The sequence below is a fragment of the Paenibacillus terrae genome (genome assembly GCF_000943545.1).
GTDB lineage: Bacteria > Bacillota > Bacilli > Paenibacillales > Paenibacillaceae > Paenibacillus > Paenibacillus terrae_A.
This window is the reverse complement of sequence record NZ_JTHP01000002.1, coordinates 106,530-132,232: the sequence shown is the minus strand read 5'-3', so window position 1 is coordinate 132,232 and position 25,703 is coordinate 106,530. Positions and strand designations below refer to the sequence as shown.

22 protein-coding genes are annotated in these 25,703 nt (G+C 46.6%); 20 read left to right on the top strand and 2 right to left on the bottom strand.

Annotated elements, in window-relative coordinates; all coding sequences use genetic code 11:
* The first annotated feature begins 122 nt into the window (after positions 1–122).
* From QD47_RS01935 to QD47_RS01905, 7 genes are all read left to right on the top strand, one after another.
* Positions 123–653 (top strand): GNAT family N-acetyltransferase, encoded by a 531-nt coding sequence (locus tag QD47_RS01935; protein WP_044644537.1) that lies wholly within the window; start codon positions 123–125, stop codon positions 651–653.
* Between the two features lie 222 nt (positions 654–875).
* Complete coding sequence (locus QD47_RS01930) at positions 876–1,829, top strand: ABC transporter permease (protein ID WP_044644536.1); 954 nt, start codon at positions 876–878, stop codon at positions 1,827–1,829.
* A complete protein-coding gene (locus QD47_RS01925) occupies positions 1,819–2,769 on the top strand; it encodes an iron chelate uptake ABC transporter family permease subunit (RefSeq protein WP_044644535.1) in 951 nt (316 codons plus the stop codon). The genes QD47_RS01930 and QD47_RS01925 overlap by 11 nt, the downstream gene beginning before the upstream one ends.
* The gene (locus QD47_RS01920; RefSeq protein ID WP_039273792.1) at positions 2,763–3,521 is read left to right on the top strand and encodes an iron ABC transporter ATP-binding protein; all 759 of its coding nucleotides are present in this window, start codon (positions 2,763–2,765) and stop codon (positions 3,519–3,521) included. The genes QD47_RS01925 and QD47_RS01920 overlap by 7 nt, the downstream gene beginning before the upstream one ends.
* A 12-nt stretch (positions 3,522–3,533) precedes the next feature.
* The gene (locus tag QD47_RS01915) at positions 3,534–4,517 is read left to right on the top strand and encodes a siderophore ABC transporter substrate-binding protein (RefSeq protein ID WP_044644534.1); all 984 of its coding nucleotides are present in this window, start codon (positions 3,534–3,536) and stop codon (positions 4,515–4,517) included.
* A 243-nt stretch (positions 4,518–4,760) separates the two neighbouring features.
* Positions 4,761–5,672, top strand: coding sequence for an aldo/keto reductase (locus tag QD47_RS01910; protein ID WP_044644533.1), 912 nt, complete (start codon positions 4,761–4,763; stop codon positions 5,670–5,672).
* Positions 5,673–5,879: 207 nt separating this feature from the next.
* Positions 5,880–6,206, top strand: a complete 327-nt coding sequence (locus tag QD47_RS01905; protein ID WP_044644532.1) for a thioredoxin family protein — start codon at positions 5,880–5,882, stop codon at positions 6,204–6,206.
* Between the two features lie 140 nt (positions 6,207–6,346).
* On the opposite strand, the gene bacA is transcribed toward QD47_RS01905, so the two are convergent.
* Positions 6,347–7,144 (bottom strand): undecaprenyl-diphosphate phosphatase, encoded by a 798-nt coding sequence (gene bacA, locus QD47_RS01900; RefSeq protein ID WP_082067091.1) that lies wholly within the window; start codon positions 7,142–7,144, stop codon positions 6,347–6,349.
* A 128-nt stretch (positions 7,145–7,272) separates the two neighbouring features.
* Entirely contained in the window at positions 7,273–8,643 is a 1,371-nt protein-coding gene (locus QD47_RS01895) for a hemolysin family protein (protein ID WP_044644531.1), read from the bottom strand.
* A gap of 223 nt (positions 8,644–8,866) precedes the next feature.
* Here QD47_RS01895 and QD47_RS01890 point away from each other — a divergent pair, with 223 nt between their 5' ends.
* The 13 genes from QD47_RS01890 to QD47_RS01830 all read left to right on the top strand — a co-directional run bounded on the left by QD47_RS01890 (position 8,867) and on the right by QD47_RS01830 (position 25,322).
* The gene (locus QD47_RS01890) at positions 8,867–9,667 is read left to right on the top strand and encodes a DUF1836 domain-containing protein (RefSeq protein WP_044644530.1); all 801 of its coding nucleotides are present in this window, start codon (positions 8,867–8,869) and stop codon (positions 9,665–9,667) included.
* Between the two features lie 202 nt (positions 9,668–9,869).
* Positions 9,870–10,811 (top strand): glycosyltransferase family 2 protein, encoded by a 942-nt coding sequence (locus QD47_RS01885; protein ID WP_044644529.1) that lies wholly within the window; start codon positions 9,870–9,872, stop codon positions 10,809–10,811.
* 40 nt (positions 10,812–10,851) lie between these two features.
* On the top strand, positions 10,852–11,805 hold the full coding sequence (locus QD47_RS01880) for a glycosyltransferase family 2 protein (protein ID WP_044644528.1): 954 nt from the start codon (positions 10,852–10,854) through the stop codon (positions 11,803–11,805).
* A gap of 72 nt (positions 11,806–11,877) precedes the next feature.
* Positions 11,878–13,257: a lipopolysaccharide biosynthesis protein gene (locus QD47_RS01875; protein WP_044644527.1), complete on the top strand. Its 1,380-nt coding sequence runs from the start codon at positions 11,878–11,880 to the stop codon at positions 13,255–13,257.
* Positions 13,232–14,206 (top strand): polysaccharide pyruvyl transferase family protein, encoded by a 975-nt coding sequence (locus tag QD47_RS01870; RefSeq protein ID WP_044644526.1) that lies wholly within the window; start codon positions 13,232–13,234, stop codon positions 14,204–14,206. The genes QD47_RS01875 and QD47_RS01870 overlap by 26 nt, the downstream gene beginning before the upstream one ends.
* Positions 14,207–14,421: 215 nt before the next feature.
* Positions 14,422–16,359: a BglG family transcription antiterminator gene (locus QD47_RS01865; protein WP_044644525.1), complete on the top strand. Its 1,938-nt coding sequence runs from the start codon at positions 14,422–14,424 to the stop codon at positions 16,357–16,359.
* A 16-nt stretch (positions 16,360–16,375) separates the two neighbouring features.
* On the top strand, positions 16,376–16,690 hold the full coding sequence (locus QD47_RS01860) for a PTS sugar transporter subunit IIB (protein ID WP_044644524.1): 315 nt from the start codon (positions 16,376–16,378) through the stop codon (positions 16,688–16,690).
* A gap of 43 nt (positions 16,691–16,733) precedes the next feature.
* Positions 16,734–17,048: a PTS lactose/cellobiose transporter subunit IIA gene (locus tag QD47_RS01855; protein ID WP_044644523.1), complete on the top strand. Its 315-nt coding sequence runs from the start codon at positions 16,734–16,736 to the stop codon at positions 17,046–17,048.
* Between the two features lie 35 nt (positions 17,049–17,083).
* Positions 17,084–18,349: a PTS sugar transporter subunit IIC gene (locus QD47_RS01850; RefSeq protein ID WP_052646706.1), complete on the top strand. Its 1,266-nt coding sequence runs from the start codon at positions 17,084–17,086 to the stop codon at positions 18,347–18,349.
* 2 nt (positions 18,350–18,351) lie between these two features.
* Entirely contained in the window at positions 18,352–20,868 is a 2,517-nt protein-coding gene (locus QD47_RS01845) for a glycoside hydrolase family 3 N-terminal domain-containing protein (protein ID WP_044644522.1), read from the top strand.
* A gap of 287 nt (positions 20,869–21,155) precedes the next feature.
* Positions 21,156–21,737: a peptide deformylase gene (gene def / locus QD47_RS01840; protein ID WP_044644521.1), complete on the top strand. Its 582-nt coding sequence runs from the start codon at positions 21,156–21,158 to the stop codon at positions 21,735–21,737.
* A 161-nt stretch (positions 21,738–21,898) separates the two neighbouring features.
* Positions 21,899–23,689 (top strand): sensor histidine kinase, encoded by a 1,791-nt coding sequence (locus tag QD47_RS01835; RefSeq protein WP_044644520.1) that lies wholly within the window; start codon positions 21,899–21,901, stop codon positions 23,687–23,689.
* Positions 23,682–25,322, top strand: a complete 1,641-nt coding sequence (locus tag QD47_RS01830; RefSeq protein WP_044644519.1) for a response regulator transcription factor — start codon at positions 23,682–23,684, stop codon at positions 25,320–25,322. The genes QD47_RS01835 and QD47_RS01830 overlap by 8 nt, the downstream gene beginning before the upstream one ends.
* Positions 25,323–25,703: the final 381 nt, after the last annotated feature.

The window sequence follows — 25,703 nt, the reverse complement described above, 5'->3', positions numbered from 1 at the left end:
TATACACTGACTCCAAAGATGGACAAAAATAGAAATTCGAAATAGTGCAAAAGCAGATACAATAAAGCCCGATATAGCCCAATGTAGATAGAATGAATTTTATTATAAAAGGAGTGTACTCGATGTATGCGGATAAGGATTTAACCATTAGGCCCGTTACAGAAGAAGACTTACAGGCTCTTTGGACGTTAACTTATAAAGAAGCAGCACCGGAATGGAAGCAATGGGATGCGCCTTATTATGAACATAAGACAGTTTCTTTTGATGATTATTTAAAAGATAAGGAAAAGCGAATCGGGCAAGATGATTATTGGGTCATTGAAGTGGAAGGTAAGATCATTGGATCGGTTAGCTACTATTGGGAGCATAAGCCTTCCCAATGGCTTGAAATGGGAATTGGTATTTTTGATGCACAGTATTGGAGCAGTGGGTATGGTACCAGGGTACTTCGACTGTGGATCACGCATTTGTTTAATACATTACCTCTAGTAAGAGTAGGCTTTACAACCTGGTCAGGAAACCATCGAATGATGAAGGTTGGGGAGAAGCTGGGAATGACCTTGGAGGCCCGGCTTCGAAAGTGTAGATTTTATAATGGACAGTATTATGATTCGATCCGAATGGGGCTTTTACGGGAAGAGTGGAAGCCGTAAGCTCCTGATTCAAAATTTTTAAAATCAAGTAGATCAAGCTGTTGGGAATGCTCCTGACGGCTTTTTTTCCATGTTTTGTTCATTTCAAAAGATTTGACAGATACGCGAGGACTGATATAATTTATGCTAGTTGATTTTTGATAATGATTATCATTATTGGAGGGGAGGACAGGGCCGAAGCTTGGTACAGGTTGTTGGAGAACAGGCTCCCTTGGTTAGAACATGAAATTGCGTTATTTAATACTGGCTGTTCTGGTACTGGCCTTCGCCTCGGTTTTTATCGGTGTTCATGATGTAACTCCACTTGATTTGTTCCACTTAACCGAGGATCAGGCGCAGGTACTCCTGATTAGCAGATTCCCACGTTTGATCAGCATCATTATCGCAGGGGCGAGTATGAGTATCTGTGGGCTCATTATGCAGCAGCTTACCCGGAACCGATTTGTATCTCCCACCACTGCAGGGACGATGGATGCGGCACGATTGGGTGTGCTGATGGCTATTATGGTGTTTGGAGCGGCAGGATTTTGGACGAAGATGCTGACGGCTTTCGGGTTTGCCCTGGCGGGGACACTGATTTTCATGAAAATACTGGATAGAATCCGTTTCAAGGACCCGGTATTTATCCCGCTGGTCGGTTTAATGTTCGGGGGCATTTTAAATTCGGTGACGACCTTTTTCGCCTATAAATACAATCTGATCCAAAGCATTTCCTCGTGGATGCAGGGTGATTTTTCACTGGTGATGAGTGGTCGCTATGAGATGCTGTATCTTAGTGTTCCTTTGGTTGCATTAGCGTACATATATGCGAATCGTTTCACAATTGCAGGCATGGGCGAGGATTTTGCGGCAAATTTGGGCGTACATTACAAGCGCACCGTCAATGTTGGTCTGGTGATCGTGGCTTTGGTTTCCTCCGTAGTCATATTGACCGTGGGAACGATCCCTTTTCTGGGGCTGGTTGTACCGAATCTGGTCAGCATGTATATGGGCGATAATCTAAAAAAAAGTTTGGCCCATACCGCGACCTTGGGCGCCGTCTTTGTGCTGTTTTGCGATATTTTGGGACGGGTCATCATTTATCCGTATGAAATATCTGTAGGGCTTACGGTTGGTGTGATCGGGAGCGCGTTGTTCTTGTATTTGCTGTTGAGGAGAAGGGCTTATGAATCCTAAATTAAAAATCGGCATATTAGCCGCTGCCGCGCTTCTGTTGATTGCTGCTTTCGTGTTTATAGATCTTCCGCATACCTGGCACTACGCGCTGCCACGAAGATTGAAAAAGATCGCAGCCTTCATCCTGACAGGTGGATCGATTGCTTTTGCAACGGTTATTTTCCAGACGATTACCAATAACAAAATTTTGACCCCGGGCATTATCGGACTGGATTCACTGTATATGCTGATTCAGACGACCATTGTTTTTGCATTTGGCTCCGTACCGTTCATTTCGACCAGCAGAGAGCTGAATTTCTTATTATCTGTGGGACTGATGGTGCTGTTCGCGGGTTTATTGTACAAATTAATTTTTCGCAAAGACGGACGCGGGATTTATGTTCTTCTGCTGATCGGTCTGGTGTTCGGCACGCTGTTCAACAGTTTATCTACCTTTATGGAAGTGCTGATTGATCCGAACGAATATGCCAAAATTCAGGACAAAAGCTTTGCCAGCTTTAGCAATGTGAACACCGAGCTGCTGTGGCTGTCAGTCGTGATTCTAGTGCTCGTATTCGCTTATGCGTGGAGGTTCATCAAGTATCTGGATGTGCTGTCGCTCGGACGGGAGCATGCGATTAACTTGGGGCTTCCGTACGGTTTTATTATCAAAAGATTGCTGGTGATCGTAGCGATTCTCATCTCCATTTCCACGGCGCTCGTCGGACCGATTACTTTTCTCGGGTTGATTGTGGCGAATGTGGCCTATCAGGTGATGAAGACCTATCGGCACAGATATATTATTCCGTCCTCCATCTGTGTCAGTGTCATTGCATTGGCAGGCTGCCAACTGCTGGCAGAGAGAGTATTCGACTTATCGACAACGGTCAGCGTCATTATTAACTTTATCGGGGGGGTGTACTTCCTGTACCTTTTGCTGCGGGAGAATAAATCATGGTAGAAGTCAAAAACGTATCCAAACGCTACGGGAATAAAAATGTGGTGGATCAGGTATCCGTCACCGTACCGAAAGGCACCATTACCTCCTTTATTGGACCTAATGGCGCGGGAAAAAGCACGTTGTTGTCGATGATCAGTCGTCTGACGGACAGCGATGAGGGTGAAATCCTGATTGACGGGCAGGCCGTGAGCCTGACGAAAAGTGAGGAGCTGGCCCGGAAGATATCCATTTTAAAACAGACCAATGATGTCAATATCCGCTTAACCGTGAAGGAGCTGGTCAGCTTCGGCCGTTTTCCTTATTCCAAGGGTAGATTGAACAGCGAGGATCGCAAAATGGTGGAGCAGTCTATGGCCTACATGGGACTGGAGGATATGAAGGACAAGCATATTGATTTGCTTAGTGGGGGACAGCGACAGCGGGCTTTTATTGCCATGATTTTGGCTCAGGACACGGAATACATACTGCTCGATGAGCCGCTGAACAATTTGGATATGAAGCATTCGGTTCAGATTATGAAGACGCTACGCGGTTTGGTGGATGATCTGGGCAAAACGATTCTGGTCGTGCTTCACGACATTAACTTTGCCTCCTGCTATTCGGACTATATTGTGGGGATGAAGGACGGCAGGCTACTGAAGCAGGGAACCGCTGACGAAATGATTGATAGTCAAGTATTAAAGGATTTGTACGATATGGATATTCCGATTCAACAGATCGGTGATCATAAAATTTGCGTTTATTTCACATAGGGGGAATGTAAAATGAAGAAAAATATGATGTTTTTAACGCTGATGCTGGCGCTGGTACTGATCGTGTCAGCGTGTGGCAAAGCGGCTCCAGCCACTCAGGAAGCGACTGGCAACGGCTCATCTTCTGCTGCAACAACAGAATCCAAAACCATCGAAGTTAAACATGCACTGGATGAAAACCCGGTCCAAGTCAAAGTTAATCCAAAAAATGTCGTTGTTTTTGATTTTGGCTCATTGGATACGTTGGATAAGCTGGGTGTTGACGTTGCGGCGGTAGCACAGCAGGATCTTCCTACGTATTTGAGCAAATATAAAGATTCCAAATATGCAAATGCGGGCACGCTGTTTGAACCGGATTACGAGAAGATCAGCGATCTGTCTCCTGAATTGATCATCATCGGTGGCAGACAAGCAGATGCGTACAAAGAATTGAGCAAAATTGCACCAACCATTTCGTTGGCTGTAGACACCAAAGATTATATAAACTCCTTTAAGAAAAACGTTGAAACACTGGGTCAAATCTTCAACAAAGAGGATGCTGCCAAGCAGGAGCTGGCTGCGATTGATAGCTCCATCAAGGCCGTACATGACAAGGCTGTAGCGAGCAAAGCTAAAGGACTGATCGTGCTGACGAATGAAGGAAGCCTGAGCGCATATGGCTCACAATCCCGCTTCGGTATCATTCATGATGCTTTCGGCGTAACCCCTGTAGATCCTGACATTAAAGTATCCACGCATGGACAAAAGGTTTCTTTTGAATATGTACAGCAAAAAAATCCGGATTACATCTTTGTCGTTGACCGTGGAGCAGTCGTGGTAGAGGAAGGCAAGGAACAGGTTACAGGCAAACAAACGATTGAAAACGAGCTGGTGAAGAAAACCAATGCATTTAAAAACGGTCATATTGTGTATCTTGACCCGAACTACTGGTACCTGTCAGGTAATGGTCTGGAATCCGTATCGGAAATGATCAAGGAAATTGACGCCGCGTTGTAATGGATAACAGGTACACGATGGAGAGTTGCATACGATGAAAGGTCATCTGGATTTCCAGCGTCAATTCCCCGAGGCCATCAAGTGGTTGTTCCGATAGCACGAATGTAATATGGATTTTATGCAATAATCCCAAAGGATTGGAGAACGTGGAGTCTCTATGTCCTTTGGGGTTATTTTTTGCGTATAATAGAGTAATATTCAAAATTTAATGTTACACGCTAATGAAAGTGAGGGAACCCATGTATGAAGAAAAATCGTCTGGGGTCTTCGGATTTGCTGGTAGGCGAGATTGGCTTGGGCTGTATGTCGGTCGGTACGGAGGAACAGCAAGGTGTCTACCTGATCCATGAAGCGCTGGATCGGGGCGTGAACCTGCTGGATACGGCGGATTTATACCACCACGGACGTAATGAGGAAATCGTGGGTGCAGCGATCCGTGGACGGCGTCAAGATGTCGTTTTGGCGACCAAGGTCGGTAATCGGCGTATGCCGGGCCAGGAGGGCTGGGGGTGGGACCCGTCCAAGGAATATATTCTGTCTGCGGTCAAAGAAAGCCTGCGCCGCCTGGGGACGGACTATATCGACCTGTATCAGCTCCACGGAGGAACGATTGACGACCCCATCGACGAAACGATTGAAGCTTTTGAACAGCTCAAAAGGGAGGGGGTCATCCGTTATTATGGCATTTCTTCGATTCGTCCTCACGTCATCCGTGAATATGTCGAGCGTTCGAATATCGTCAGCGTCATGAATCAATATAGCTTGCTGGACCGTCGGGCAGAGGAAGAGGTACTGTCATTACTTCAGGATCGGGGAATCAGCGTCATTGCACGCGGGCCTGTTGCCAGCGGCGTATTGACCGATGAAGGAGAAGGCAAGGTAGCCAAGGGCTATCTGGACTACGAAGAGGCAGAGCTGCTGGACTTACGCAAGCAATTAAAGGCATTTACGAGTGCAGAGCGCAGCATGGGGCAGACAGCTATCCGTTATAGCCTGTCTCACCCGGCTGTTGCTGCTGTCATCCCGGGTGCAAGCTCTTTGGGACAATTGGAGCATAATATCGCAGCAGCGAGTCTCCCGCCGTTAACCCAACAGGAGCGGGAGGCGCTACAGCAGATTAGCCGGGCTAACCGCTATGATGCGCAATACCGTTAATATGAGCACAGGTAGGGCAGAGGGGATCTTTGTCACACGGTCGGAAATGCGATTTGCCAGCCGATAAATTGGTTCATACTTTTGAACGTGTACTTGCCATAGTTGCAATATATGAAAGAATCATTACAATATAAGAATAAGCTCAGGTTTATAATCCATATTTGAGTATGGAGACGTTCATAAATATACTCTAGGAGGAACCAACAAATGGAACGCATCGAATCACAGCAGCAGTATCAGGATTTGATTAACGGTGACGGCTTGACGGTCGTAAAATTTGATACAACCTGGTGTCCGGATTGCAAGACACTGGATAAATTCATGGGTGGCATTATCGAGGAAAATGCGGATAAGCGTTTCTTTGCGCTTGATGCTGAGAAATTCCAGCCGATTGCTGAAGAAAATCAGGTGCGTGGAATTCCGAGCCTGCTTGTTTTCCGTAACGGCGAAAAAATTGCTCATTTGCACAGCAAATATGCCAAGACGCCAGCACAAATTTCCGAATACCTGACCACGTTGGAATCAAAACAATAATGAATGATGCAAAATGCTGAAATAGAAAAAGGGTTATCCCATGGCTGACAAATTAAGCCTATGGGATAACCCTTTTTTGTCATACGAAACGAGCTGTAATTGCTGAAAAGCATGAAGGCTTTGCGGCAACAAACAACAGCTTACAAAATAATGAAGAAGAACACAGCCGCCAGTACGAAGCGGTAGATGGCGAATGAAGTCAGGCTCAAGCGTTTGAGCAGACCGAGGAACGTTTTGATCGCCAGCATTCCGACGATAAAGGCAGTGATAAAGCCTGCCGCGAACACCGGAAAATCGCTCATGGACAGATGGTCCATGCTTTTGATCATATCAATGCCCGATGCGCCCAGCATGACTGGAACAGAAACCAAAAATGTAAATTCAGCGGCTGCTGTATGGCTTACACGGGCGAATAGGCCCCCGGACATGGTTGAGCCTGAACGGGAGAAGCCCGGCCATAAAGCCAGGACCTGGAACAAGCCAATCGTAAAAGCCTGCTTATACGTAATGTCATCCACCGTATGCGATTTAATGGGCGGATGGAATTTTTCAGCCGCGATCATTAGCAAGCCTCCGATGACCAGACTGTACAGAACGGTTTGAGGACCAAACAGGTATTGCTTGATTACATCACGGAACAGCACGCCAATCACACCCGCAGGAATCATGGCCAAAATAATGTGTAGCAGGTTTAGACGCGGCTGAGTCGAGATTCTGCGTCTGAAATCAAACAGGCTTAGGAACCTGCGCCAGTACAATACGACGACCGCCAGCACAGCACCCAACTGCACAATAACCTCGAACGTTTTGACTGTATCATTCTCCGTGTTTAACCCCAGAAGATCAGCCGTCAGGATCATATGACCCGTCGAAGAGACCGGCAAAAACTCTGTCAGCCCTTCAATAATACCCATAATAATAGATGATAAAATATCCACTTTACTAGTTCCTCCTTACACGCGTGCAGGGCAAAAGGCCTAAGCCGTTTGCCCTGGAAGTATGTCATTTCAGTAGGAGTGAACGCAAGTGTCAAGTGCACAGTGCAGGCCACTCAGGTCACAGCGGTTCACTCCCGGGAAGAAGTGTCCGATTCCGCTTCCAACTCAGATACAGGAGATTCATTGTGTAGAATAATCTCCACCCGCCGAATACGATTTTTACCCATTTCCCGAATGATAAATTTCACATCATCTTCTATGAATTCCTTGCCCTGTCTCGGTTCTGGAACCCGACTATACACCCACCCTCCGACAGTATCCACGTCCTCATCGTCCAACGTCAAGCCAGTCAGATCACTCAGATCGGAAAGCATCACCTTGCCATCCATCAAATAACTGTTCTCCGTCAATTTCTCGATTTCCTTCCGTTCATCCTTATCAAATTCGTCACGGATTTCGCCAACAATTTCCTCCAAAATATCCTCAATAGTAATTAGACCGGAGGTTCCGCCGTATTCATCGACGAGTAGGGCGATATGAACCTGCTCCTTCTGCATGCGTTTGAGCAGCGTGTTGACAGGTATAACTTCCGGAACAGTCAGGATCGGTTGAATCAGACTATTGAAATCAAGCTCAGGGTTGCGGTCATACTCAAGGAACAACTGCTTGGTATTAACCATACCGATGATCTGATCCTTGTTCTCTGTCGCCACCGGAAAACGGGTATACTGCTCTTCGTGAATGGTCAGCATGTTTTCTTTCAGCGAGCGATTCGTAAACAAGCATACCATATCTGTACGTGGCACCATAATTTCTTTGGCAACGGTCTCGTCAAAAGCAAAGATACGATTCACGTAGCCATATTCGGTGTTATTGATCTTACCACTTTCCACGCTTTCGGACAAAATGATCTGAATTTCCTCCTGAGAATGCGCTTCCTCATGCTCGCTTGCCGGTTGAAGACCAAACAAACGAACCAAACGGTTGGCCGAGCCATTCAGGAGCCAGATAAACGGATACATAATCCGGTTAAACCATACGATGACCGGGGAGGTCAACAAGCTTACTGCTTCCGCTTTGCGGATCGCCAGCGTTTTGGGAGCCAGTTCACCGATAACCACGTGCAGGTAAGTTACAATGACAAATGAAATAATAAAGGCCAGGATATGTGAAAATTCCCCATTGATGTTGAGCTGTTGAAAGAGAGGCTCCAGCAATTTGACCACGGTCGGTTCACCGAGCCAGCCGAGTCCCAACGCTGTAATCGTAATACCAAGCTGACAGGCGGACAGGTAGCCGTCCAGATTATTGACGACCTTTTGTAGCGCCAGTGCATTTTTACGGTTCTCCACTACCAGCTGATCGACCCGGCTGGAACGGATTTTAATAATCGCAAACTCGGTAGCCACGAAGAAAGCACTAAATATAATCAACACCGCGAACAAAAATAGACTGACACCTATACCCATGTAATTTTCACTCATCCCTTTTTCGTTCAATTTTTAATGAACTCCATTTTAAGTTCACTTGAACTTATTTTAAGAACTTAAAAGCAAATATACAAGGTTCATATCCAATCATAGCAGGTCACCTGCCTCCAATTTGCACGGAAAATAAGGCAAAACAGAACCCGCACGGATCATTGCTTCACTTTACAAGCCTAGTTTATGGGCGTATGATGAGTTCAAATGAACTTGAAATGGTTTAAAGGGAGGAAAGCAGATGGAGTCTTTTACCCTCACACGCCGTGATATGGCCCATTTGCTGCTGGCGATGGAAGGTCGCCGCGAATTGCAGCCGTTGGCCGTTCTTCAGGATGCCTGGAGACGCACCCATATCCATCCGGACCGTCCCGGCAGCACGATGCCGACATTTTTGTATACTGAGGTAACGCCTGTGCTGGATAAAATCATCAAGGGCAAGCACAGCGCAGCCTTTTCGTTACAGGAGATTGTTTCTCTCGGTCAACTGGTCGAATATAGCCATGTTTCATTGGCCTCTATGCAAAATTGGGTCAAACGTGACTTCAAGGAATTTCTCGGATCACCGAAGATCGGTAAAAAATATTCAGTCAACCAGGCCGCACTGCTGCTCATTGTGGAGGATTTGAAATCGTGTCTTGATTTTGAATCCATCCGTCAGTTATTTCATATCCTGTTCCAACAGCCGGAGGATGATACGGATGATCTAATCCAGCCGGTCGATTTGTACGCTGCTTATTCAACCTTGTTTGAGGAGCTGGATGCGAATGGAGATCAACTGCTGGATGTGGCAGGCGCAGGGTTTGCCAAAGAAAACGGGAATTTCGCTACAGGGCAGCAGCGTCAGGAAGGTGCGACAGAGGAATTGCTGATTCAGGCGGCAGATCAATACACGAGCCGTTTGCAGCATTTGACCCCTAACCAGTGTCAAGCCGTTCGGAATACATTGCTGGTAGCTGCGGTATCGGTGCAAAATAGTTATTTTTTGTCCATGGCACGCAGGTATGTGAATGCGACGTTGTTTCTGGACTTTCAAGGGTAGATCAGGATTGGCGCTAGAAGCCGATCCTATTTTTTTGCCCTTTTTCGAGTATTGTCTACCCTTTTAGAGACTGAAAAAGTATACAAAAGAGGTATATACACTCAAACGCTGTCAAAGATACAATAAACATATATCATCCAGCAATTGGAAAAACTTTGAATATCTCTTCCAAAGCATCTGAATACACACAGGAGGTAATGGCATGTCCGATGTCTCCATCATCATTTGTACCCGCAATCGGATCGAAGATCTGACACGCTGTATACAATCTATCGCAGGACAGCAGCAGCTGGAGCATACGGCTGTAGAGCTGCTGATTGTGGATGACGGCGATATTTCCGACCAACAGGTCGAGCTGTACCGTGACATGGTATCCGGCTTGCCTCAAGGCGTTTTGAAGTATCATAAAAAAAGTCGTCCCGGCGTTTGGTTGTCCCGCTATGAAGCGTTATCTCTTGTACGGTATGATATCGTGCTGTATTTTGACGATGATGCCGAACTGGACGATAAACTCTATATCCGGCGCTTGCTCGATACCTATGATCAGGATGAAACGATTGTGGGTGTTGGAGGGATTGCAAAGGGACTACATTCGAGCCGGGCAGGGAAGCTGCTGGGCATTTTGACATTTCAGATGTCCCCGTCTCTCGGCAAGCTTTCGCCCAGTAGTCTGGCAGGTTCATTGCTGCGTTGGGGAGAAGCGACGGAGGTTTTTGACACGGAATTTTTTCATGGCTGCAACATGTCATTCCGGAGGGATGCGCTTCGGGATATGAAGCCGTATCCGTGGATGACCAGCTATGCCGTGGCTGACGATTTGTATATGTGCCAGTTGGCGAGCCGTTACGGCAAGCTGGTTATCAATCCCGACTTGACGATCATTCATCACGAATCTTCAAGCTCGCGCGATAAGGCGGGCAAAGTAGCCAAGGCTACAGCGATCAATCACTATTATTTCCTTGCTCTGAAAAAGGCGGGAGCCATCCAGTACGGGGCGCTTTTATGGACCTTGTCCTACCTGATGTTCAAGGAAATACTACGCCGTAACTTTAATGCCGCAGAAGGATACAAGCAGGGGGTGCTGTTCATTCTGAATCCGCGCAAGCAAAAATATAACGAATATTTAGGCCCGGCGGTTCAGTAATCTGATTCCACACACATTTTCAGGATAAAGGGGGAGTATGATGTTAAGCTTGTCCATTGCCCTGTGCACCCGAAATCGGGTTGACGATCTGACCCGATGCATCAATTCAATTGCTATTGCTGGGGCACCGGAGGCATGTGAAACCGAGCTGTGGATTATTGATGATGGAGAACTGCCCAAGCATGTGCTGGAACGCTATGAGCGTCAATTGGGCAGAGCGGGGATTACCTACCGATACCATCGCAAGGAGCAGCCGGGCTTATGGCTTTCACGTGTAAAAACAGTTGAGCTGGCGCAGGGCGATATCATTTTGTTTCTTGACGATGATGTTGAGCTGCCGAACAACTATTTGAATGAGCTGATACGTACCTATGAGGCTTACCCGCAGGCCGCTGGTGTCGGTGGTATTGCGAAGGGAATGAGCAACAGCTTCATGGGGACCATTCGTTGCCTGCTATCATTCCAGCAGTCCTTGTCCAAAGGAAAGCTGTCTCTCAGCGGTCAGTCCGGCTCGATGTACAACTGGCACAAGGCGAAGAAGACGTTTCGAACCGAGTTCTTTCATGGTTGCAATATGTCATTTCGTCGTGAGGCGATTCGCAGTCTGGAGCCGGTACCTTGGTTGCAAAGCTATAGTGTAGGGGAAGACCTGTTACTTTCACGAATTGCCATGAAAAGCGGCCCGCTGTACATTAACCCGGCGCTTACGCTGCTTCACCACGAATCGCCGTCCTCGCGCGACAATATGGAGCAGGTGACTTATATGCGGGTGATGAATCATATTCATCTGCTGCGGGATGAGCAATCCGGGCCGATTGGTTATGCTGCGCTGTATTGGACGACACTGTATCAGATTTTGAGAGAGAAGCCCAAGAAAAATCATACTGCCATTCAAGGCTACAGAAAAGCGCTGAAGGCGATCTTTTCAAGTCCGAAGGAGCTTATGGGCGGAGGGCAGCTACCTGAACGTAATTCCAAAAAAACCGTAGGCTGATGGAGGTGCGGCAGGAGCGCGATGTGAACATAGAGACGAGAGGCTTAATAAGGAACGGGAGTTGGACGTAACATGAGCACATGGACAGCAGCAAGGAAAGTATTCACGGGTGACAGTCTCGCCAAAACGATCATGCGCACGAGCTTTAACAATTTTTTCGTGCTGATCGTCACGACCCTGACTTCCATCCTGACCGCACGTATGCTCGGAGTCGAGGGGAAAGGAGAACTGGCGGCGGTTCTGTTCTGGCCTACGCTGATCGGTAGCGTGCTGAGCTTCGGCTTGCCTACGTCGCTGATTTATAACCTCAAGAAGAAAACAGGCACGACAGAGGAACTGGTGGCGCTGTCGCTGTGGATTCAGTTGCCTGCCAGCTTGTTGGCGGGAGCTGTAGCGTGGATATGTATGCCGCTATGGCTGAACGGCTATGGTGCGGATATCGTTCACCTGTCACAGCTCTATTGTGCGGCGGCGGTTCCGCTGGCAGTGCTTACGGCACTGACAACGGCATTGTCGCAAGGACTGGATCGGTTTAGCGTATATAACGGTCTGCTGTTTTACTATCCGCTGCTGAACTTCATCGGTCTAGTGACGCTGTGGCTGATGGGGCTGCTCAATGTGCAGTTGGCAGGGGCCGTGAATTTTGCCGCGAGTTTCCTTGCGCTGGTATGGGCGTTCCTCCGTTTGCGCAAGCATATGAATTTGCGTACTTTCCGCCTGTTCACCAGCCGCCAGGTGCTCCGCCCTTATTATAGCTATGGAGCGAGAGTCTACGGGATGGAATTGATGGGGACGCTGTCCACCCAAACGGATAAAATCGTTATTGTGGCGTTATTGTCACCCAAAGCATTCGGTCTGTACTCTGTCGTCTATGCTCTGTCGCGTGTCTTCAATGTGGTGCAGAACGCTGTTACGAATGTAACCTTTCCGAAGGTGACTGGAATGGAGCACAGCAAAATTGTCGAAACCGTCGGTCGTGCTTTTCGCATCTCCATGGCTGCGATGCTGATCGTCATCGTGCCGGCTTTGTTCATTGGACGATACATGCTGGGCTTGCTGTATGGCCCCGCTTTTCTGGAAGCATCGTTAACCTTCTATCTGCTGTCACTGGAGTGCATCATCGGAGGCGGCTCATGGATTCTGGCTTCGGCCTTCAACGCACTGGGTCGGCCAGGGCTGGTGCTGTTTCGGCAAATTGTGGCATATGCGATTACCGTCGGGCTGTTTTTTATTTGTACCCCGATCTTCGGTCTGGACGGCATTGCCATTGCTTTGCTCGTAGGCGCTTGTGTACGGTTGGCATTCTCGCTGTTTTCGTTCCCGATGTTTTTCGATGTTCCGTTATCACGGATCATTTTTGATAAAAGTGATATCACATTTGTCATTCAGACCATACAAAAGAAGCACAGGAAGGGAGAACTGAAAGATGCCGAATTCGCATCCCATGGCTAAACTGAAAAATAAGCTGAGCGTCATTCTCGACGTAGTCCCCCAAGGTTCGAATATCATTTATGTTGACTACCCCGTGTATAACAACGGTGGAGACGTGCTCATCATGAAAGGCACCGAGGCGTTCTTCAAGGATAACGGTATCCGTGTTCGTGCCCGTTACAGTGCTATGGATATTCCCGATCAGCTTCAAATTCCGGGAGACTGGATTATCGTGTGTCACGGAGGCGGCAATTTCGGCGATTTATATTCAAATCACCAAAATTTGCGGGAACGCATCGTACGAGATTTTCCGAGCCACCGCATTGTAATCATGCCGCAGACGATCCATTTTCAATCTGAACAGAAGGGGAATGAGGTCGCTGCGCTGTTCAATGCTCACCCGGATCTACATATGTTTGTGCGGGATACACGTTCATATCAGTGGGCCAAGGAGAAGCTGAATCAGTGCAGCATCACGCTATGCCCGGACATGGCGCACCAGCTCTGGCCGTTGAAGCCGACTACGGAAACGGTCAAGGACGTACTGTACTTCCTGCGCACGGATATTGAAACCGTAGGAGGGCAAAAGCAATTCGACGACGAGGCAGATGCCGCCCACCGTCTGGACTGGGATACTCTGTTCACTCCGCTGGAAGTGAAAGGGATCGTCTACTTCCAGAAGTTTTACCGTCTGGACAAGAAAATCGGCGGTCCGCTGCCTACACGTACCTTTTGGTACAAGTACACCGACCACCTCATGAACAAGGCGGTTACGCTGTTCAGCTCTTACCGCGAGGTTCGCACCTCACGGCTGCATGGTCATATCCTGGCCTGCCTGCTCGACATGCCGCATGTCGTCATTGATAATTCTTACGGCAAAAACTCGCAATACTATAACACCTGGACACAGCCAAATCCCAAGGCGAAGCTGTTCAGCGATACACCTGATGCGCTGGAGCAGCCGTCTTAATCTCTATTCCTCCGCACTATAAACTCCCAAAAAGCCTCCTGACCATTTACTGGCTCAGGGGGCCTTTTACTTTGGAAAGCTGATTATTTATCATTTCCTAATGTCATAGGAAATTCGTTTAATATCTCTGACATCCTTTGTCGTTTACAATGAATTCATAGAGTTTACAGGGAAGGTGATATGGGCAAAGTGTGGTGGAAGGGGGGAGATCATCAATGAACAATCGTCAAATCAGTATACTTCTTCGTATTCTCTTTGGAAACGATCCACTTACCGGCAGTTCCATTGCGAAAGAATTTTTGGTCAGTGCCAGAACCGTTCGTTCGGATATTAAGCTGCTGAATAACGAATTGTCTAAATATAAAGTCCAGATTCATTCATCGAAGCAAGTCGGCTATTATATCGAGCCCAGAGATAAGAAAATCATTAGAGGTATTTTCGAGGAGTTCAATCTCACGGATCAGGAGACGGATGTACCGAATACGCCTATTGAAAGAACCGTGTATATCGTGCTCAAGCTCTTGTTTTCAACCGACTATATAACGATGGAAACTATAGCCGATGATATCTACGTTTCCAAGACGACCATTAATTATGATATCAAGCGAGTGAGTGAAGTCGTTCATAGCTTTCCAAGCTTGCAGTTAACGGTATCTCAAACCAAAGGCTTATTGCTGTCGGGAAATGAAATTTCCAAGCGGGCGCTTCTATACCATGCTCTACAGCAGGGGACAACAGGCAAGCACTTGGAAATTATGAATCGCATAAAATATCTGTTCAAGGAACCCCATGTCTATGATGATCTTATTGAGTTCCAGAAGCTAGTTATGAATATGCTTAATTCTTACGGGTACTTCCTAACCGATCAGGACATTTTCTCCTTGTTTATAGATTTTTTTATCAGCATGAAGCGCAGCCAGACGGGATTTATTATAGATCAACAGATTGAGGAAGAGCTGGACCCGGATATTGTGAAAATTGTCTTGGCGGGTATGAGCAAGCTTATGGCTGAACCGGAGGAAAATGAACTGAAGTATCTACAGCAACGCTTCCAATCCAAGCGGCTGTTAAATGTGAAAAATGATGATTCACATACACAGAACCAAGAAGCCGTTGACATTGTGAAGCACTTATTGGTCGAGATACGAAGTAAATTTGGTATTAATTTTCTGAACAATGAGAATTTGACCCATAATCTTATTCAACATATAAGTCCACTGATCTATCGTTTGAAAACGCATACTTTTGAGATTAATCCCTTAAAAGAGGAAACGCGAAGAAAGTATCCTTTTGCCTTTGAGCTATCGAATGTCCTTGTACCTATCATTAAAGAAAGGTACGGGCTAACGATTAATGAATCAGAGCTGACCTACATTTCATTACACCTTGCCGTGGCGCTGGAAGAAGTGTTTGACAAGCCTGTGGTTGCCATTATGTGCGGCTCAGGCTTGGGAACGGCTCAGCTTTTATATCGCAAGCTGTTGTCCTATTATGGTGAACGGCTGAACATTTTGGGATGGTACTCTATGTATCAGCTTGAACAGGTATTGAATGGGGACTTGGGGCAGGTTGATTTTATAGTGACTACGGTACCCATAGAGGCGGACACAAGCATTCCTGTATTGCAGGTCAATCCGTTGCTGAACCGGTCAGACCTGAATAAAATCGAGAAATATTTACAAAGTCCTATTCGCATTCACAGCCAGAACAGTCACGAATCAGGGAACGGCCATTCTTTTTTCAGCGAGGGATTATTTGAATACGTTAGACAGCCGGGTGATTACTTTCAAGTTCTGCGTACATTAACAGCAAATTTGTTAGAGCAGCACATGATTAGCGATGGTGAAGAGTTCTATCAATCTGTCATTGAGCGGGAGCAGATGCAGTCCACTGTTTTGGCAAATTTAATTGCTCTGCCACATGCGATGGATTATATCTCCACCAAAACAGCTATTTCGGTAGGGGTGCTGGAGGAGCCGATCAAGCATGAAGGCAGAAAAATCAAACTGGTGATGCTGGTGGCCATTAATCCGAAGGAAAAAGAAGAGCTGAACCGATTGTACAGCATGATTGAACGAATTTTGGAAACAGACCATGTCAAAGCGCTCACAAGCGCGGAAAATTTTCAGGCTTTTATGGCAAATTTAATGTAAAAGGAGATCGTTTATTATGAATATTTTATTAGTTTGTGCCGCAGGAATGTCTACCAGTATATTGGTCAGCAAAATGAAAAAGTCCCTTGAGCCAGATCAACAGGATTGGGTCATTGAGGCTCATCCGATTGGAGAGTTATCCGATTACATTAACAACTTTGATGTGGTTTTATTGGGACCGCAGGTGAGTCACAAGCTCAAGGGAGTCGAGAAGGAGTACGGTTCTTACGGTAAGCCGATTGCTGTCATTAATTCTCTTCATTACGGAATGGGTAACGGAAAAAAAGTAGTTGAGTTTGCAATTGAGTTAGTTCATAAAAACAATTTATGATCCAAATATGTGACAAATAAAAAAGAAAGAAGAGGGATGGAATATGGAGACAGAGACAGAACAACATATTATGGGAATTATTCTTCACTCCGGCGAAGCCAACAAAAAGGCATTTGCCGCACTCGGTGAAGTGAGAAAACGGAATTTTGAACAAGCCAGAGCACTGATTAAGGAAGCCTCCAAGGAATCGGTTCAAGCACATAAAGTGCAGACCAAGCTGATGCAGCAGGAAGCCGACGATCAAAAGCTGGAAATGAATCTGCTGGTTGTACATGCACAGGATCATTTAATGAACTCTTTATTAACCATTGATTTAATTGAGGAATTAATTGAAGTATTTTATGAATTGCACCATTAAAAAAATACAAACATCGAGAAAGAAGGCGCAGCCATATGGCAATTTCAATAGAGTCCTTCACTGAAAAACTACAGCAATTTGCGGGAGTATTACAAGATAATAAATACTTCGATGCTATTTCCAAGGGCTTAATGGGGACGATGCCGATTATTTTCGTAGGTTCCATTGCGGCGTTAGTTAATGCTCTGCCCATAGATGCCTATCAAAGCTTTATTACAGACACGGGATTGAAAAATTACCTTCAGTTGGCGACCAAGTTGACTACAGACATGATCGCTCTCTATGCCGTATTTAGTATTGCATACAGCATGTCCAAAAATTATAAGCAAGACGGACTGAATGCAGGCATACTGGCCTTGCTGAGCTTTTTAGTCGTCACTCCATTGGATATGAGTAAGGATGGAGCATTTTCCTTGCCGTTTCAGTGGCTGGGAGCAACCGGATTATTTATATCTATTATTATGGGTTTAATGGTAGGCAGATTATATGCTTTGCTTCTTAAAAAGGGAATATCCATTAAGATGCCGGATGGCGTTCCACCGTCCGTTGCAAAATCTTTTGCCGGGCTGATCCCGGGACTCGTCATTATCGCGGTTGATTTGTGTATTAATGGCTTGTTCAATGTAACTTCCTATGGAAATATTCATAACTTTGTTTATCATCTCCTGCAGACCCCTCTTCAAAATCTGGGAGGAACGTATTGGGCTTTTATTCTGACGATCGGGCTTTTGAGCCAAATCTTGTGGGTCGTAGGGATTCACGGAGGAATGGTTTGTTTGTCGGTGATGATGCCCATCTTTATGGCCCTGGATTTACAGAATTTGTCCGCCTACTCCGCAGGACAACCTCTTCCGAACATTGTGGGCATGAACTTCATGTTGGTGTATGGAATTGGAGCAGGCTGTTCGATTGGACTGGCTATTCTTCTGGTTGTGGCTAAAAGTGAACGTTATAAAGCGTTGGGCAAGATTGCTTTTCCATCGGCTATATTTGGGATCAGTGAACCGACCATTTTTGGTGCTCCGATTATTTTAAACCCGGTATTGGCGATTCCTTTCATCGTCAGTCCAATCATCAGTTACACACTGGCCTACTTCCTAACTACGATGGATGTATTGCCTCGTCTGGGACTGCAAGTACCTTTGGGTCTTCCACCTATTATTAACGGATTTATGTCCGGTGGCTGGAGGGTTGCCTTGTTTCAGGTATTTTTGATCCTCATATCTCTTGCTACTTATTATCCTTTCTTCAAGTCACTTGATAAGCATGCGAAGAAGGAAGAATTGGGAGGTGCAGCCTGAACATGTTAGGAATTTGGAACTGTATTGTACAAACTGATGTATTGAATATGAAGTTCATTTTTAGAATTACCAACGACCATGGCTATACCGTAAATATGAAAATGGAGCCTATGAACTTTAACGTGGAGTTCTTTAAAGTTTCGGTGGATCAGAAAAAGTTGAAGGCCGTCGGACGGTCTGCTCTGCTGGCTGGCAAAGAAGTGACCTTGGAACTGGGCTTTGAGGCGGAAAAATGCAACGGTTCTATTGATTTTCCCAAGTTAGGAAGCATCAAACTGGCGGGAACTGTAGGGGAAGGCCCCTCGTTGCTCGAAGGACTCAAACAGAAAATTAAGGAAGAAAAACACTCCGAACCCGTTCAGAGAAGTGCTGCGGAAATTGATGCAGCCGTTAAGGAATGGCTAGACCGAATGACGTTAGAAGAAAAAATCGGCCAAATGAGCCAAACGGTAGCCTCAGCGTTTTCCTTTGGCAACACGGTCATTTCAGACACACCGCAGAAACTGGTGGAAGAAGGTAAAGTAGGCTCCATCCTTGGAGCCTTTGATATGAACAAGGTGTATGAACTGCAAAAAATTGCAGTAGAGAAATCACGCCTGAAAATTCCGCTGTTTTTCAATGCCGATGTTATTCATGGTTATCAAACGATTTTTCCGGTTCCCTTGGCTTGGTCCTGTAGCTGGGATTTGGAGGCGATCAAACGGGCGACTGCGATTTCAGCGAAGGAAGCCTCGGCCTCCGGCGTGACCTATAACCATGGACCCATGGTGGATATTACGCGCGACCCTCGTTGGGGTCGTGTAGTAGAAGGGGCGGGCGAAGATCCCTATTTGGGCTCACAAATAGCCAAAGCTCAGGTCGAAGGTTTCCAGGGCGAAGATTTATCCGACAGGGACTCTATCATTGCCTGCCTCAAGCATTTCATCGCATACGGTGCTGTTGAGGGTGGTCGAGATTACAATACGGTAGATATATCGGAACAGCGGTTAAGAGAGACCTATCTTCCTCCTTTTGAGGCTGGATTAGCTGCTGGCGCAGGCTCTGTTATGAACTCGTTTAACACGTATAACGGCATACCGATTGCCGGAAATAAACAGATATTGAATACGCTATTAAGAAAAGAGCTTGGTTTTGAGGGCATGGTTATTTCCGACTATGGTTCCATCTCGGAGCTTGCAGTCCACGGGGTTGCCAAAGATAACAAACAAGCCGCCAAGCAAGCTCTGGATGCTACGCTGGACATCGAAATGGTCACACAGATGTATGCCAAGTTTTTGCCTGAACTGGTGGCAGAAGGCCAGGTTTCGGAAGAACATATCAATGCAGCAGTAAGCAGAATCCTTACTTATAAATACAAGATTGGAATTATGGACGATCCGTATCGTTACATCCGGCCGGAAGAGGCTGAACGGCTATACATGTCTCAAGCACATTTGGAGGAGAGCCGATCGTTGGCGAGAAAGTCCATTGTGCTGTTAAAAAACAAACAAGTGCTGCCTTTACAGAAGACGGGTCAAAAGCTCGCTTTAATTGGACCGTTTGCCCTTAGTAAAGATTTGTTGGGCTCCTGGCAATTCTCCAATTATGGAGAACAAACGGTAAGTCTGCTGGAAGGGGTACTATCCAAGCTTGCGGCGAACGATTCTGTTACAGTGGTGGCAGGCTGTGCCGTTGAACATAAAATTGAGGGTGGAATTACCGAAGCGCTTGAAGCCGCTGCTTATAGCGATGTCATCGTTTTGGCTCTCGGTGAGGAAAGCGAGCATTCCGGCGAAGCGGCTTCCAAAACGAAAATTTCACTGCCAGAAGCACAACTGGAGCTAGCTCAAGAAATCGTAAAGCTGGGCAAACCGACGGTATTGGTACTTACAAATGGTCGTCCTGTGTTGTTAGACTGGTTTGAGACGCATATGGATGCCATCGTCGAGACATGGTACCTCGGTTCACAGGCTGGACAGGCCATCGCCGATGTATTGTATGGAGACTATACCCCGTCTGGCAAGCTCACCATGAGTTTTCCGTATAATGAGGGGCAAATTCCGATTTATTATAATCACTACAATACCGGTAGACCTGCTACAGAACGAAAAGGAAAATATGCTTCAAAATATTTGGATGCGTCCAATGAGCCTTTATATCCTTTCGGATATGGCTTGAGCTACACGACTTTTAAATATTCTGAAGTAGTCCTTAATTCCGAGCATCTACATCGCGGAGGTAGTATCACAGCGAGTGTCACCGTTACTAATACAGGCGAATACTGCGGGGAAGAAATTGTACAGATGTACATTCGGGATTTGGTCGGCAGTGTCGTAAGGCCTGTAAAAGAGCTTAAAGGTTTTAAGCGGATTTCCCTGACTGCGGGTGAAAGTCAGCAGGTTATATTCACCATTACAGAGGATGATTTGAAATTCAACACTTCGGATGGCTCCTTTCAGGCAGAATCTGGAGATTTTAAAGTATGGATCGGTACTAATTCAAGAGACGTCCAGGAAGCTGCGTTCGAGCTGTTGGATTAAGAAAAAAGCCACTACATGGTCGGAGGGGCGCATTATCGTTATTGTGCCCATTCCGTTCTTTGGTATCGGCTTATTTATAGCAGGGGTTGTATGGCTATCATAGATCAGGAGACTTACAAATCACTTAGTGCGATATGTAAGTCTCTTTTCTTGTTTATCTTTTTGACAATTCATTTCATTAATAGATATAATTTATGGGATAAAACTTGCAGTAAAATCGAGGATTTCCCCCATATTTCGCAGAATCATATGAGAGTATATTTATTAAAATGAATCGAGGCTGATGAATGAGCAATCTACCGATGGACATGCTTCTCACGAAGGATATTGTGCGCGAAGGGGAACCGATTTTGCGTACGAAGGTTGATCCGGTATGCCTGCCGCTGCGTGAAGAGGATCTTCAACAGATGCGGTGGATGATGGATTATCTGAAAAATAGTCAAAATGAAGAGCTGGCAACCCGTTATGATCTGCGTCCGGGTGTGGGATTATCAGCCAATCAGGTAGGTCTGAACAAAAGAATGTGTGCTGTCTATTATCAGGATGGAGACAAAACGGTGGAGTATGCGCTGTTTAATCCGAAGCTGGTCAGCCACTCGACGTCCATGATTTATTTGGAACAGGGCGAAGGCTGCTTGTCAGTGGATCGTTACATACCCGGATATGTCCCGCGTTATGAAAAAATTCGCATTAAGGCCAATTTGCCGGACGGAACGCAGGAACTGCTGACTTTCAAAGGCTATCCGGCGATTGTGGTACAGCACGAGATGGACCATTTGGATGGCATTATGTTCTATGACCGTATTAACCCGGACGATCCTCAAAAGCTGCCGCAGGGTGTGCATATCGAACCTTTTGTGCGTGAATAGTTCATGATCCGTAAAGTGTGGTGACTCCGTTCGCCACATTTTTATTTTGCAAAAAATATAGATATAGATGTTGCGAAGCTTTAAACTGAAATCATGTATATCGTGATGCGGTGAGTAAGTAATACATATTAATGTAAGCGCTTATCTAACGGGGGGATGGCATGTATCGTGGAGTTCGACATCTGATGAATAATATGCGTATGCGAAATAAGCTGCTGTTCTCCTACGTGCTGATTGTCATGATCCCGGTGCTGGTGGTGGGCGGCTGTGTCACGTTTTATTTGCGAGAGCAGGCTTTGGACAGCGCGATTGCTCAAACGGTGAACAATGTGGAAAAGATCAAGAGCCAGACTGCAAATTTACTGCGCGTACCCACGGATATTTCAAATGGGCTGATGTTCGATAAAAGGCTGAGGGAGATGGCGAATCGCCGTTATTCGGGCATGGTAGAGCTGATGAATGCGTATCATCAATACAAAGACTTTAATGAGTATGTACAGCAGTATAGAGAGATTGCGACCATCCGGTTTTATTCGTATAATCCGACGCTTGTTAATAATCTGGAATTTGTCCCTGTAGATTCTGGCATTGAGCAGCAGAAGTGGTTCGAGACGGCCTTGAAGGGGACGGCGATTAACTGGTTTTATATTCAGGATAAAGAGGACAACCCGGTAAATCGGCTGAGTCTGGTGAGGCAAATTCCCTTTCCCGAATACAATACCAAGGGAGTTCTGATGATTGCACTGAGTCAGACGGAGCTGAACAATATGCTCAGCAAGGAGCCGTTTGAAACGTTGATTGTGGATCGCAATGGAATTGTGGTCGCGGCTACCCATACACAGTCCGTGGGTCAAACATTGGTGGATTTGCATTTGGGCTTTGATGTACAGGGTGCGGGTAAGGGTATATATGAGGCGAAAATAAACGGGAAATCCTCGAACATTATTGTGGATGAGCTGTTGCCAGCCTCCAGTGTGAGCGGATTGACGATTATTTCGGTGTTTTCGACGGAACACATTGTGCAGGGAGCGAACCGGATCAGCTTGATCGGCGCATTATGTGTTCTTGCGGTGCTGGTCATGGCATTGGTTCTAATTACGATGATTTCCTGGCTGATCACCAAACGGCTACAGCGGTTGAGCCATGAGCTGGGTAAGGTGGCTGCGGGGGATTTTCATGTCGTGTCGAGCGTGGAGGGGATGGACGAAATCGGGGACTTGTCCCGCCGCTTCAACTATATGGTTGCCAGCATCGGCCAGTTGATGGGGCAGGTTTATGAAGCGAGTGAGAAAAACAACAGGCTCGAAATGGCGCAAAAGGATATCAAGCTGAAAATGATGGCAAGCCAGATTAACCCGCACTTCCTGTTTAATGCGCTGGAGTCTATTCGAATGAAGGCGCATCTGAACGGGGAGGCGGAAATTGCAACGACGGTGCGTTTGCTTGGCCGATTGATGCGGCGGAATCTGGAGATTGGCAGCGGTAAAACGACAGTGCGTCAGGAACTGGATATGGTGCGATCCTATTTACAAATTCAGCAGTTCCGGTTTGGAAATCGTTTGATCTATGAAGTGAATCTGGAAGAAAGCGCTGAGGAAATGTCCATTCCTCCATTAATTATACAGCCGCTGGTGGAGAACGCAGTTATTCATGGCCTGGAAAACAAGGAAGAACCGGTTACCGTGAAAGTCGATATTTCGATGGAGCTACGAGAGTTGCAAATAAAAGTAGCCGACGATGGAGTTGGCATGGAGGCAGAACAGTTGTCCCGTCTGCTTGACCGTATCACAGGCACGGAAGAGCCGGAAGGGAGCAGTATTGGTCTGCGCAATGTTCACCAGCGTCTGACGCTGATGTATGGTGAACGTTATGGTCTGCACATGGAGAGCGTACCGCAGGCAGGAACAACCGTAGCCTTTTCAATACCCAAGGAGGAGGGGTCGAATGTATAAAGCGATGATTGTGGATGATGAGCCTGCGATTCGTGAAGGATTGACCTCCATTATTGATTGGAGAGACTGCGGCTTTCATATTGTAGATACCGCAGGGAACGGGCGTGAGGCATTGGATAAATTTAAGGAGCACCGGCCGGAGCTGGTCATTGTTGACATTCGTATGCCGGGGATGAGCGGGCTGGAGGTCATACGGAGCATACGCGAAATGAACGGCGAGCCTTTTCATTTTCTCATTTTAAGCGGATATGCAGACTTTGATTATGCGCGGCAGGCGATGGGCTTTGGCGTGGATGGTTTTTTATTGAAGCCTGTGGACGAAGAAGAAATGACGACAGAGCTGAAACGGGTACGGCGAAGCATTGAGAGCGAAAAAGAAGACGGCAAGTGGGGGAACCCGCCTGCCCATGAGAGCGATTGGATCGAAATCCTGCTGTTTCCGGTTCAGGAAGATCGGGCTAATCGTGGTGCATTGGAACACAGCGAGCCTCTCCACGGAGGAACGGAGCAAGCTGAACATTATGGCCAGCATCCGGCGCCACCCTCTTTGGATTGGGGAAGCTATCAGGTCGTACTGCTGGATCTGCGGATACCCGACTGGGATCGGCAAGCCAGGCAGTCGGCAGCAAAGCTGCGGCTAACGGAAATGTGCGGGGAGCAGGGCAGGGGGATTGTATTCGAGGCAGGAATATATACAGGCTTGCTACTTCCCTCCACGGTGGACACAGAAGAAAATGCTGTTCGATTGCTGGCTTCCTGGCGACAGGCGCTAAAGCCGTGGGCAACGAAAATATACGTAGCTGCTGGCGATCCGGTGGAGAGACTTCATGATATTTCGAGTTCTTTTGAACAGGCGCTGCGTCTACTGGAGCGTACTTTTCTTTTCCGGGCGGAAAGGGTGATGCTTACCAGTGACCTGCACGATTTGGAAACTTCGGACGAGGAAATGTGCGAAACGACTGACAAAGCCTCAGACCCCATGCGTTATGCAGAGAAGCTGTACTACGCGTTGGATATGTCCAATCGTGAAGCTGCAATACGTGTATTGAAGGAAATGGAGGTCCAATTTCCACAGGTCTATCGTTCAGAGGCTGAAATCAAGGCGGCGTTTGCACAGACATTTACCTTGGCGCTGAACAAGTATGCGGCTGGACAGGAACAGAGCCGTATGGTGCTGGAAGAGCATTCCCGCTTGATTACGGATGTATATGCCTATTCAACCTTGGGAGAGCTGGTGGATCGGTCGAAGGAGCATGTTCTGCAATGGATTGGTCAGACCGATCCAGGTGGTAAGGAAACGATCATGAAACAATTGATTGATTTCATTCATAGTCATTATGATGAGAATTTGCGCTTGGAGCTATTGGCGGATATGTTTAATTACAACAGCGGCTATTTGGGAAAATTGTTCAAAAGTCATACGGGCGAAGCTTTTAACGCCTATCTGGACAAGGTGAGGATCGAGCGGGCAAGGGAATTGCTTGCACAGGGGATCAGGGTGCATCAGGTGGCAGGACGTGTCGGATATGCCAATGCCGATTATTTTCACGGCAAATTCAAAAAATATGCGGGGATGTCGCCTTCCTCCTATCGTAGTCGGGTTCAGAAGAACAGAGGGACGGATGGCAGTTGATGGATTCCCGTGGGTTAAATTGATGAAGTCTCTCTTGCGGATGTCGGAGCAAAAGTCTCCGAACGAAGAGAGGCTTTTTTTCATGGAAAAAAATTGGACAGATCAATCGAAAATGTCACACTAACTAGAAGATTTGAGTTGTTTTCATAAATTCGCCATCATTACGACACAGCTTTGACACGATGTTCACACTTTCGATTCTATTTCATTCAAACCTATTCTATATAATGATGATATTCTGAAGCCGGATCATGAGATTCCGTATGAAGATGCTTGAGGAGGCTGTTCATAAAAAGTGATCGTTCCATATGTAACAATGTGAATACTATCACAAGGAAGAAAGAAGGCTTCAGAACCCAATTACTAACATTCATTCTTAAG